Raw genomic sequence first — 11,884 nt, forward strand, 5'->3', positions numbered from 1 at the left:
GCATGACGCTCGCAGAATTCCTCGAACCCCTCCTCCAACCTGTGTTCACCATCGCCGGAGCCCCGACCAGCGGGGCCGAGCTCCTGGGTTTCGCCACCGGGATCCTCACGGTCTGGCTGGTGGCCCGCCAGAACATCTGGAACTGGCCGATCGGTGTCGTCAACGTGATCCTGCTCGGGCTGGTCTTCCTCGCCGTCGGTCTCTACGCCGACGCCGCCCTGCAGGTCGTCTACGTCGCGCTCGGCCTGTACGGCTGGTGGCAGTGGCGGTACGGCGGGCAGGGCCGGACCGCGCTGGCGGTCCGCTCGACCGGGCGGGCCGAGTGGGCGGCGCTGACCGGCTGCGGCGTCGCCACCGCCGCGGCGCTCACCTTCGCCCTCGCCGCCTGGACCGACTCGACGGTGCCCTTCTGGGACGCCCTGACCACCGCGCTGTCCCTGATGGCCACCTACGGGCAGACCCGCAAGCTGGTGGAGTCGTGGTGGCTGTGGATCGCGGCCGACCTGGTCTACATCCCGCTCTACGCCTACAAGGGCCTCTACCTCACCAGTGCCCTCTACGTCGTCTTCCTCGCCCTCTGCGTCTCGGGTCTGCTGGCCTGGCGCAGGGCCCTGTCCGCCCGGCTCGTCCCGGTGGCGGCATGAGCACCGGCCTCCCCCGTTTCGCCCACGGCCTGGTGATCGGCAAGTTCTACCCTCCCCACGCGGGCCACCACCACCTGATCGACACCGCGGCGGCGCGGTGCGCCCGGCTGAGCGTGGTGGTCACCGCCTCGACCGCGGAGAGCGTCCCGCTGGCGCTGCGCGCGGCCTGGCTGCGCGAGGCGCACCCGCAGCCCGGGGTGACGGTCGCCCCCGTGGTCGACGACGTCGAGATCGACTACGACGATCCGGAGATCTGGTCGGCGCACGTCGAGGTGTTCCGGCACGCGCTCGCCCTGGCGCACGGGGAGGCCCCGGCCGTCGACGCCGTCTTCTCCTCGGAGGAGTACGGCCCGGAGCTGGCCCGCCGGTTCGGCGCCGTCCACGTCGGCGTCGACCCCGGCCGGGAGCGCTTCCCCGTGAGCGGGACGGCGGTCCGCTCCGACCCCGTCTCGTGCTGGCGGTGGCTCTCCCCCGCGGTCCGCGGTCACCTGGCCCGCCGCGTGGTGGTCGTCGGCGCGGAGTCGAGCGGGACCACCACCCTGGCCAGAGCGCTGGCCGCCCACTACGCCGCCCGGGGCGGGCCGTGGGCGGAGACCCGGTGGGTGCCCGAGTACGGCAGGACGTACTGCGAGGAGAAACTCGCCCTGGCACGGCGCCGGGCCAAGACCGCCGGGCTGCCCGAGCCGTGGCTCGACGACCTGGAGTGGGAGTCCGCGGAGTTCGCGCTGATCGCCGAGCGCCAGTTGCTCTGGGAGGACGCCGCCGCGCGCGCCGGATCCCCGCTGCTGGTGTGCGACACCGACGCGTTCGCCACCGCGCTGTGGCACGAGCGCTACCTGGGCTCGCCCGGCGCCGTGCACCCGCGGGCCCGGCACGACCTGTGGATCCACACCTCGGTGGAGGGCGTGCCGTTCGAGCAGGACGGCTGGCGGGACGGCGAGGCGGTCCGGCACCGGATGGACCTGCGCTTCCGCGAGGAGCTGACCTCGCGCGGACTGCCGCACCTGGTGGTCTCCGGACCGCCGCGCGCACGGCTGGAGCAGGCCGTCGAAGCGGTCGACGGCCTGCTCGCACGGGGATGGGCCTTCGCTCCGCCGCTGTGAGGGGCCGATGTGAGGGGCCGCCTGGAGCGCGCGGTGCTATCGGTTCAGCAGGGCCTTCACCCGCTCGGTCTCGGCGGCGAGGGCGGCCGCCGGGACGTCCTCGAGCAGCTCCACGGTGACCTCGCCGTTCTTCGCCTCCCAGACGCCCGCCACCCGGCCCCGGTGGACCACCACCGGGGAGATCCAGCCGGCCGCGCGGCTGACCCTCGCCCTGGCCTCCCGGGGCAGGAGCGGTTCGAGGTCGCGGGGGGCGCCGAGGATGTACTGGTCGAAGCCGGGCAGCAGGTGCACGCCCCCGGCGGGCGGGGTCGCGGCCAGTTCGTCGAGGTGCTCGGCGAGCAGGACCATGGGACGGCCCTCGACCTCCACCTCGGCCAGCTCCGGGGCGAGGTCGCGGAACCAGCCGCGCAGGGCGGCCTTGCGGGCTCCGCCCCGGTAGAGCCAGGTGTCGAAGGTCTCCGGCGTGCCCGGGCCGTGGGCGCCGAGGAAGGAGCGGACCAGGACCGCGCCGCCCTCCGCCGGGGAGGGGAGCGCGGCGGGCCAGCCGGGCACGTGGTCGCGGGGGGAGGCGAAGGTCACCCTGCCGTCCCGGGGCGGCCCGTAGCAGAGTTCGCCCAGGAAGCTGAGCGGCTTGAGCAACGCGCCCCATCCCGAGGTGAGCGCCTCCGCCAGGTGGCCGTCACCGGTGATCCCGATGACGGCCCCGACCAGCTCCTCGCGGGTCAGGGTCCGGCCTTCGAGCGCCTTCGGCACCGCGTCGAGGATCGCGGCCGTCTCCGCCGCGGTGACCCCGTGGCCGCGCTGCCAGGACCCCTTGTCCCAGTGGCGGAACGAGCCGAGGACCGCGGCGTGGGCGGGCAGCTCGTCGGCGGGGACCAGGTGGAGCGTGCCGCGCGCCGTCCAGGTCTTGACCAGCGTGCGGTCGCGCCACAGGGCCTCGTCGATCTCGCCGCGCCGCGGGTCCGCCCGCCGTACGGCGACGGCGAGCTCGGCCGAGGACGCCACCTGGGCCTGCACCCCGCTCAGCCGCCGGACCACCGAGACCGCGTCCGGCCCGGCCGCCGGGTCGACGAACTGCCGTCTCAACCGCCACGCGAGCACCTGGGGCCAGGCCACCTGGAGAGTCATAGATCATTTCTACACCCGGGCGCCGACGGCGCCGGGCCGCGGGAGCGCCGGGGTCACTCGGCGAAGCCGATGTCCTGGTACCTCAGGTCGTAGAAGCCGCGGGCGCCCAGGTTGGCGATGGTCTTCTTGGCCGCGACGTTCTGCGGGCGCTGGTAGAGCGGGAGCACGTTGACCGCCTGCCAGATCAGCTTGTCGGCGGCGTTGGCCTTGGCGACGGCCTTGGCCGGGTCCAGCTCGGCGGTGGCGGCGTTCATCGCGGCGTCGATCTCCTTGGAGCCGATGCGGCCGAGGTTGGCGTTCCACTGCAGCTCGCCCTTGGAGTCCTTGGCGGCGTTGGCGTACTGGCCGTAGCCGCTGGAGACCGGGAAGGGCGTGCCGACGTAGGAGAACGCGGTGATGTCGTAGTTGCCGGGGATGATGTATTTGGTGAAGTAGTCGTCGCTGGGCACCGACTGGAGGGTGACCTTGACGCCGATCTTGGACAGCATGTTCTGCGTCAGCTCGGCCTCGGACTTGGTGAGCTGCAGGCCGGAGGGGGCGACGAAGCGCAGGTTCAGCTCTTTGCCGTCCTTCTTGCGGACCTGGCCGGAGAGCTTCCAGCCGGCCGCGTCGAGCAGCTGCTTGGCCTTCTCGGGGTCGTGGACCCCGACCTCTCCGGCGTTGTCCTGGTAGCCGCCCTGGGTGTTCATGAAGAAGTGGTTGTTCAGCAGGACGATCGGCCAGTCCAGGCCCTGCAGGTCGGACTGGGTGATGACCTGGCGGTCGACGCCCATCGCGACGGCCTGGCGGACCTTCACGTCGGAGAGCACCGCGCTCTCGCCGTTCATCGTCAGGTGCCGGAAGTCGGGGCCGGCCGCCTGCCGTACGACCGCGTTCGCGGTGCCCTTGGCCCGCGCGTAGTCCGGCGCGGAGGGCCCGACGTCGAAGGTGTCCAGCTCGCCGTTGCTGAAGGCGCCGACCAGCGCGTCGCTCTCCAGCGCGCGGAAGACGATCTGGTCCAGCTTGGCCCTGTCGCCCCACCAGGCGTCGTCGCGGTTGATCGTGATGGTCTTGGCCGTCTGGTCGAACGCACCGAACTTGAACGGGCCCGCGGTCACCGGCATCTTGTTCACCCAGGCGTTGTTGAAGGCCTCGGGGCTGCCGTTGGTGCTCCTGGGGTAGAGCGGGATGAACAGCGACTGCCAGTCCCCGAAGGGCTTGGCGAAGGTGATGACGGCCTCCTGGTCGCTCCTGCCCTTCTTCACGCTCTCGATGTCCTGGTAACCGGTGGTGGTGGCGACGCGGTAGTCGGCGTTCTTGCCGCTCATCGCCTTCCACTGGGCCTCGTAGTCCTGCCAGGTGATCGCCTCGCCGCCGGACCACTTGGCCTTCGGGTTGAGCGTCAGCGTGACGACCTGCTTGGGCGCGGTCGCCGTGACCTTCGCGGCGGTGACGTAGTCGGGGTTGGCCGAGATCTGGCCCTTCTCGTTCGAGCGGAAGGCCGAGGGCATGAGCGCGTCGGTGACCTTCTTGACCATCGCCAGGTTGCCGTCGACGTGGTTGAGGTTCCAGTTGGTCGGATACTCGTTGAGGCCCCAGCGGAGCAGCCCGCCGTCCTTGACCTGGTCGCGCGCGACCGGGTTGATGTCGTAGGCCTTGACCGCGGACGCGGGGGCGCCCGGCGACGCCCCGCTCTGCCCTCCCCCGCCGGGGCCGGTCTGCCCGCAGCCGGCCAGAGCCGGTGAGCACGCCACGGTCAGGGCGGCGGCGAGCACGCCCATGCGCCGGACAATCATCACGGTTCCTCCTGGTTCATACGACTTTGATCTTCTCGGCGTAGTGGCACGCGGCGCCCTGGTCCTCGTCCAGCACCCGGATCACGGGTTCCTCGTCCACGCACCGCTCCCGCTCCCCGTCGGACAGGACGTCGCGGAACTTCGGGCAGCGGGTGCGGAACCGGCAGCCCGAGGGCGGGGCGGCCGGGCTCGGCAGGTCCCCTTCGAGCAGGATCCGGGTCCGGGAGCGCTCCTTCTCCGGGTCGGGCAGCGGGATCGCCGAGAGCAGCGCCTGGGTGTAGGGGTGCATGGGGGTGTCGTAGACCCGGTCCACCTGGCCGATCTCGGCGATCTTCCCGAGATACATGACCGCGATCCGGTCGGCGATGTGCCGGACCACCGACAGGTCGTGCGCGACGAAGAGGTAGGACAGGCCGAGCCGGTCCTTCAGGTCCTCCAGCAGGTTGATCACGCCCGCCTGGATGGAGACGTCCAGCGCCGAGACCGGCTCGTCCAGCACGACCAGCTTCGGCTCCAGCGCCAGGGCGCGGGCGATGCCGATGCGCTGGCGCTGGCCGCCGGAGAAGTCCTGCGGGTAGCGGGCCGCGTGCTGCCGGTCCAGCCCGACCAGCAGCAGCAGCTCCCGCACCCGCGGTCCCGGATCCCTGACCCCGTGCGTGCGCAGCGGCTCGGCGAGGATGTCGTGGACGGTCATCCTCGGGTCCAGCGAGGCCAGCGGGTCCTGGAAGACCACCTGCATGTCCCGGCGGACGGCCAGCCGGTCGCGGGAGGTCATCGCGGCGGTGTCGCGTCCCAGCACGGCGATGGTGCCGCGCTGCGGCCTGGCCAGCTCCAGGATCTCCATCAGCGTCGTCGTCTTGCCGCAGCCCGACTCCCCCACCAGCCCGAGCGTCTCGCCCTCGCGGATGTCGAAGCCGATGCCGTCCACGGCGTAGACCGTGCCGACCCGGCGTTTGAAGACCGCCCCCTTCATCAGCGGGTAGTGGCGGATCAGGTCGTCCACCTCCAGGACCACCCGGCGCTCGCCGCGCGGCGCCGGCGGGCGCCGTTCACCGGTCCCGGCTCCCGGCGCGGCGGGGCGGCCCGTCCTGCCGCCCCCGCTGCGGGCGTAGACCTCGCCGGGCGGGATCCGCCCCTCCTCGATCTCCCCGGCGCGGATGCACGCGGCCCGCCGGTCGCCGGAGCCCACCGGTTCCAGCGGCGGCTCGGCCGCGTCGCACTCGGGGACCACCAGCGGGCAGCGCGGCGCGAACGGACAGCCCGGCGGGAGCGCGTCCGGCGACGGCGGGTTGCCCTCGATCGGGACCAGCCGCCGCCGTCCCCCCGCGTCCAGCCGCGGGACCGAGCCGAGCAGGCCGATGGTGTACGGCATGCGCGGGCGGTAGTAGATGTCGTCGACCGGCCCGGTCTCGACGGGGCGCCCGGCGTACATGACCAGGACCCGGTCGACGAACCCGGCCACCACCCCCAGGTCATGCGTGATCATGACGATCGCCGCGCCGGTCTCCCGCTGCGCGGTCTTGAGGACCTCCAGCACCTGCGCCTGGATGGTGACGTCGAGCGCGGTGGTCGGCTCGTCGCAGATGATCACGTCGGGATCGTTGGCGATCGCCATCGCGATCACCGCCCGCTGGCGCATGCCGCCGGAGAACTCGTGCGGGAACGCCTTGGCCCGCTGGGCCGGGTTGGGGATGCCGACCAGGTCGAGCAGTTCGACGGCCCGCCTGTCCGCCGCCGGCCCGCTCACGTCCTGGTGGATCCGGACGGCCTCGGCGATCTGGTCGCCGACCCGGTAGACCGGGGTGAGCGCGGAGAGCGGGTCCTGGAAGACCATCGAGATCGTCTTGCCGCGGAAGGCGGTGAGCCGCTTCTCGCTCGCGCCCAGGATCTCCCGGCCCTTCAGCCGCACCGAGCCGGTGACCCGGGCGTTCGGGGGGAGCAGGCCCATCACGGCCAGCGAGGTCACCGACTTGCCCGAGCCGGACTCGCCGACGATGCCGAGCACCTCGCCGGGGTGGAGCGCGTAGCCGACCCCCCGCACCGCGTGCACCGCTCCGGGACCGGAGCCGAAGGTGACGTCGAGGCCGGTGACCTCGAGGACGGGATCGCTCATCGGTTCCTCTTCGCGGTGGGGTCGAAGGCGTCGCGCAGGGAGTCTCCGACCAGGTTCACCGCGAGCACGGTGACGACCAGCAGCCCGGCGCAGAACCAGAACGTCCAGGGGGCGTAGACCGCCGTCTTGGCGCCGTCGGCGATGAGGCTGCCCATGGAGACGTCCGGCGGCTGGATGCCGAAGCCGAAGTAGGACAGGGAGGTCTCGGTCAGGATCGCCGCGCTCACGTTCAGCGTGGCGTCCACGATCAGCAGGGACGACAGGTTGGGGATGACGTGCCGAAAGATGATCTTCATCGGGTGCACGCCCATGAACCTGGCGGCGTGGATGAACTCGCGCTCCTTGAGCGAGATGGTCATGCTCCGCACGATCTTCGAGGTGACCATCCACAGGAACAGCGCCAGCATCAGCACGAACAGCAGCCACTGGCCCTCGGCGAAGAGCGGCGACATGATCGCCAGGATGAGGAAGGCCGGGAGCACGAGCAGCAGGTCGGTGACCCACATCAGCGTGCGGTCGGTCCAGCCGAGGAAGTAGCCCGCGAAGGCGCCCACCACCGCCGCCAGCCCGGTGCCGACCACCGCGGCGAGCAGCCCGACGATCAGCGACTTCTGCATGCCGCGCAGCGTGACGGCGTACACGTCGGCGCCGGTCTGCAGAGTGCCCCACCAGTGCTCGGCCGAGGGCGGCGCCAGGAACGCCGTGAAGTCCTTGTCGGTGTAGCCCCACTTGCTCAGGTGCGGCCCCGCGAACGCGAGCAGGAACATCGCCGCCAGCAGTGCGAACCCGATCCGCCCCTGCCCCGAGCGGAAGAACCGCCCCGCGACCACCTTCAGGCGCGAGGGGGTCCCGATCCTCTCGACGCCCGCCAGTTCCTCGGCGTGCTCCTCGTCGGCGATGCTCATCTATCCCACCCGGACCCGCGGATCGAGGACGGCGTGCAGCACGTCGGAGGCGAGCGAGGCCACCAGCACCGCGAAGGCCGCGAAGCAGCTGATCGCCGCGACGCTGTTCACGTCGTTGGTGTAGATGGAGTTGACCAGCTGCTCCCCCATGCCGTGCCAGCCGAAGATCTTCTCGGTGAAGGTCGTGCCGACCAGCAGCGAGCCGAAGGTGAACGCGAAGTAGGTGACCGCGGGGATCAGCGCGGTGCGCAGCGCGTGCTTGATCAGCGCGGTACGGCGGCGCAGGCCCTTGGCCATCGCGGTGCGGATGAAGTCCGCGCCGAGCACGTCCAGCATCATGTTGCGCTGGTAGCGGCTGTAGATGGCGATCAGGCCCAGCGAGAGCGAGATCGTCGGCAGGATCAGATGCTGGATCCGGTCGACCACCCGGGCCCAGAACCCGCCCGTCAGGCCGGCGGAGAACTCCCCGCTGACGTACACGATCGGCTGGGGCAGCAGGCCGTTGACCCAGACCGCGGCGATGATCAGCATGTTGGCGAGCACCACGGTGGGGATCGCCAGCACGAAGAACGAGACGCCGGTGGACACCCGGTCGAACGCGCCGTACTGCCTGACCGCGGCGTAGGCGCCGACCAGCACTCCGGTGACGCTGCCGAGGACCAGCCCGATCGTGATCAGGCGCAGGGTGACGCCGATGCGGCGGGCGAGGTCCTCGTTGACCGAGCCGCCGGTCACCATCTTGCCGAAGTCGCCCCGGGCGACGCCCCCCGCCCACGTCAGGTAGCGCTCGAAGAGCGGGGTCCTGTCGTTGAGGTTGAGCTCGGTGAGCCGGGCGTCGATCACCGCCGGTGGGATCGGCGGGTTGCGGCCCTCGTAGTTGGCGCGGGGGTTGAGCGCTCCGGCCGCCAGCATGTAGGCGAGGCTGGTGGCCACCACGATCAGCACGACATAGTTGAGCAACCTGCGGAAAAGGAACCCCGCCATCGCCCTCCCTCCGGAGCACTCCGCTGTCTGTGGCCATACTGCTACATGATGTAATCATCAGAACGCACAGAGTCGCCAATCGGGGGTCCGATCAGGGTCGGCGGCCCTCGTGGTCGGCCCGGGGTCAGCGGCCCGGGGTCAGCGGCCCGGGGTCAGCGGCCGGCGAGTTCGTCGACGGCGGCGCGCACGTCGGCGCTGGTGATCGTGGTGAGGTCCGCGGCGCTGGCGGCGCCGTCGAGGGCGGCCAGGCGCACGTCGCGGCGCATCGCGGCGCGCTCGTACAGCGAGCGGGCGAAACGGCCGTTGCCCAGGCCGTCGATCAGCCCGTCCTCGCAGACCCAGGTGAAGACGTCGGCCAGGTCGTGGCGGGCGGGGGCGTCGAACCGGTCGCCCGACCGCTTCGCGAGCAGCTCGGCGATCTCGGTGAGCTCGGCCGAGGTGTACGAGGGGAAGCGCACCCGCTGGTTGAACCGGCTGGACAGCCCCGGGTTGGTCGCCAGGAAGGCGTCCATCTCCCGTTCGTATCCGGCCAGGATGACCACCAGCCGGTCGCGGTCGTCCTCGGCCCGCTTGAGCAGCGTCTGAACCGCCTCCGCGCCGAAGGCGTCACCGCCGGCGTAGCCGCCGTTCACCAGGCTGTAGGCCTCGTCGACGAAGAGCACCCCGCCGAGCGCCCGGTCCACCAGCTCGTTCGTCTTGATCGCGGTGGCGCCCAGGTGCTGGCCGACCAGGTCGGCCCGCTGCGCCTCCACCACGTCCGGCCGCACCAGCAGGCCCAGCGCGGCGAAGACCCGGCCGAGGACCCGGGCCACGGTGGTCTTGCCGGTGCCCGGCGGCCCGGTGAAGACGAAATGCCGCATCTGCGGCGGAGTGGGCAGGCCGCGCTCCTGGCGCATCCGCGCCATCCGGAGCTGGGCGGCGATCGCGTGCACCTGCCGCTTGACCGGCTCCAGGCCGGCCATGCCGTCCAGTTCGCCGAGCGCCTCCTCCAGGGTCGGAGTGGCCTGGTAGTCCTGGTAGCGGGCGGTGAGCTCGTCGAACGCCTTGGCGATGTCCGGCCCGGTGACGGTCACCAGGTCCTCGGTGGTGGGCGAGCCGCCCGCGCCGACCACCCGCACGTCGCGCGCCTGCGCCGCCGCCTCCACCAGGCTGCGCACGAACCGGGCGTTGCCCAGCTCGTCGACGACGCCCCGGCGGTGGAGGTCCTCGAACCGGGTCAGCAGAGCCGGTCTCGACTCCTCGGCCATCCGGTCGCCCCGGCGCGCCTGCAGCAGCCCGGTGATCTCGGCCAGCTCCCCGGCCGAGTAGCCGGGGAAGCGGACCCGGGTGGCGAACCTGCTGGACAGACCGGGGTTGGAGGACAGGAAGGCCCCCATCTCCTTCTCGTAGCCCGCCAGGATGACGATCAGCCGGTCGCGGTCGTCCTCGGCCCGCTTGAGCAGCGTCTGCACCGCCTCGGAGCCGAACCGGTCGGGCTGGCCGTCGCCGGAGTTGATCAGGCTGTAGGCCTCGTCCACGAAGAGCACCCCGCCGAGTGCCCGGTCGATCAGCTCGTTCGTCTTGATCGCCGTCGCGCCGAGGAACTCCCCCACCAGGTCCGCCCGCTGCGCCTCCACCACGTAGGGCGTCTCCAGCAGGCCGAAGGCGTAGAAGATCTTCGCGACGGTCCTGGCCACGCTGGTCTTCCCGGTGCCGGGCGGACCGACGAAGACGAAGTGGCGCATCGGCGGGTCGGTCGAGTAGCCGGCCTCCCTGCGCAGGCGGGAGGCCTCGATCGAGGCGGCGATGGAGCGGACCTGCTCCTTCACCGGAGCCAGGCCGACCATGCCGTCCAGCTCGCCGAGCGCCTCCTCCACCGAGATGGGCGGCGGCGCGGCCCGGTCCGCGGACTGCTGCGGCGGCGGCCCTCCGTCCCTGAGCCTGACCCGGACCGGCTGCTCCCGGGCCGCCGCCGCCCTGACCTGGCGGGCCTGGACCAGGCGGTAGACCAGCACGGCGGCGGCCGTGCCGTACGCGGCCCACAGGACGGCGGTGGGCGGGAACCCGGCGAGGACGAGGACGAGGGCGATCACTCCCGCGCCGGCCAGCGCCGCCAGCGCGGTCAGCCACGGCGGGACCCAGCTGATCAGGTGCGCGGCCCCCGCCACCGGGAGGGCGAGGAGCATCAGCCCCAGCGGGATCCACGACTGCGGGAAGCGGCCGTCGAGCAGGCTCGTCATCGTCATCCAGGGCACCACCACCGCCACCGTGGCGGCGGCGCGCGGGAAGCGCAGAGCGAGCGTGGCGAAGCCGAGCAGGGCGAGGGTGAGGAGGAAGGCGGTGACCGGCTGCCAGCCCAGACTCACCGCCAGCCCGACCGCCCCGATCAGCACGGCGGCATGGATCAGCCTGCGCTTTCCCGGTGAAAGACGGAAATAGCGCAGTCGCACCTGTTCGAACAGGTCCCGCGCCGCAGCCCGCCCCGCCGGCCTGGCCCTGTCGGAGTCCCGCATCACGCCTCCCCGGTCTGCCCCCGGTTATACCGCACCGGAAGGAGATTTGGGCGTGTCCGAACGCCGCACCGCGCGCCGGGCGGACCTCCGCCGCACCGGTCCCGCCACCGGTCCCGCCACCGGTTCCGGCCGCCGGTCCCGCCGGACCGCTCACCCGTCGCGGAGGCGGCCCTGGTGGCGACCGGGGTACTCCCCGACCACGACGTGCTCGGGAGTGATCCGGAGCGTCTCGGCTTCGGCGTCGCCGATCGCGATGCCGCGCACCTCGGCCCAGAACCTGCGCTCCAGCGGGTCGGCGACGAACACCGACACCCTCGGATCGTGCTCGGCCGCGTCCCACGCGTCACCGGCGGCGATCAGGCGGAGCTCCCCGGCGGGGCCGACCGAACCGACCGACCCGACGGCCAGCGCGCGCGGCCCCGTCCGGCCGGTGTAGGCGAGGACCACCCCGCGTGCGGAGGTGAAGGCGTGCCGCACCTCCCCGCTCAAGCGCACCGGCGGCCGAACGTCGCCGGGCGGGTGACGACCGCGGCTGTCGCTCATGGCCAGCGAGGCCCGCCGCGGTCCGGGCGCTCCCCTCCACCACGCCCGGACCGACCTGATGGCGTAGGCGGCCACCACCGCCACCAGCACCCCGACCACCGCCTGCCACGTCAGGCGGACCAGCAGGTCGGGGAGTCCCAGGAGCGCCCCGGCGGCCGCGCCGCCGAGCGCGAGCGAGGCCGCCACGAGGAGCGCCA

At 72.4% G+C, this 11,884-nt stretch carries 8 protein-coding genes and 1 pseudogene; 2 read left to right on the forward strand and 7 right to left on the reverse strand.

The window, feature by feature from the left end; translation table 11 throughout:
- Positions 1-2 precede the first annotated feature (2 nt).
- The gene (gene pnuC, locus ACWJ6R_RS06120; protein ID WP_449061254.1) at positions 3-644 is read left to right on the forward strand and encodes a nicotinamide riboside transporter PnuC; all 642 of its coding nucleotides are present in this window, start codon (positions 3-5) and stop codon (positions 642-644) included.
- A complete protein-coding gene (locus tag ACWJ6R_RS06125; RefSeq protein WP_449061255.1) occupies positions 641-1,747 on the forward strand; it encodes an AAA family ATPase in 1,107 nt (368 codons plus the stop codon). Before pnuC ends, ACWJ6R_RS06125 begins: the two co-directional genes overlap by 4 nt.
- Before the next feature lie 36 nt (positions 1,748-1,783).
- Here the strand turns inward: ACWJ6R_RS06125 and ACWJ6R_RS06130 are convergent, their stop codons facing one another.
- The 7 genes and pseudogenes from ACWJ6R_RS06130 to ACWJ6R_RS06160 all read right to left on the reverse strand — a co-directional run.
- The gene (locus ACWJ6R_RS06130; protein WP_449061256.1) at positions 1,784-2,863 is read right to left on the reverse strand and encodes a winged helix DNA-binding domain-containing protein; all 1,080 of its coding nucleotides are present in this window, start codon (positions 2,861-2,863) and stop codon (positions 1,784-1,786) included.
- Between the two features lie 65 nt (positions 2,864-2,928).
- Entirely contained in the window at positions 2,929-4,650 is a 1,722-nt protein-coding gene (locus tag ACWJ6R_RS06135) for an ABC transporter family substrate-binding protein (RefSeq protein ID WP_449061262.1), read from the reverse strand.
- Between the two features lie 16 nt (positions 4,651-4,666).
- Positions 4,667-6,763: a dipeptide ABC transporter ATP-binding protein gene (locus tag ACWJ6R_RS06140; RefSeq protein WP_449061257.1), complete on the reverse strand. Its 2,097-nt coding sequence runs from the start codon at positions 6,761-6,763 to the stop codon at positions 4,667-4,669.
- Positions 6,760-7,668 carry an ABC transporter permease gene (locus tag ACWJ6R_RS06145; RefSeq protein WP_449061258.1) on the reverse strand — a complete coding sequence of 303 codons (909 nt, stop codon included), beginning with the start codon at positions 7,666-7,668 and terminating at the stop codon, positions 6,760-6,762. Before ACWJ6R_RS06145 ends, ACWJ6R_RS06140 begins: the two co-directional genes overlap by 4 nt.
- Positions 7,669-8,652: an ABC transporter permease gene (locus ACWJ6R_RS06150; protein WP_449061259.1), complete on the reverse strand. Its 984-nt coding sequence runs from the start codon at positions 8,650-8,652 to the stop codon at positions 7,669-7,671.
- A gap of 152 nt (positions 8,653-8,804) precedes the next feature.
- Entirely contained in the window at positions 8,805-11,144 is a 2,340-nt protein-coding gene (locus ACWJ6R_RS06155; protein WP_449061260.1) for an AAA family ATPase, read from the reverse strand.
- Between the two features lie 150 nt (positions 11,145-11,294).
- Positions 11,295-11,884 (reverse strand): annotated as a pseudogene (locus ACWJ6R_RS06160) (hypothetical protein); the annotation flags it as partial.

The organism is Planomonospora algeriensis (assembly GCF_977012225.1).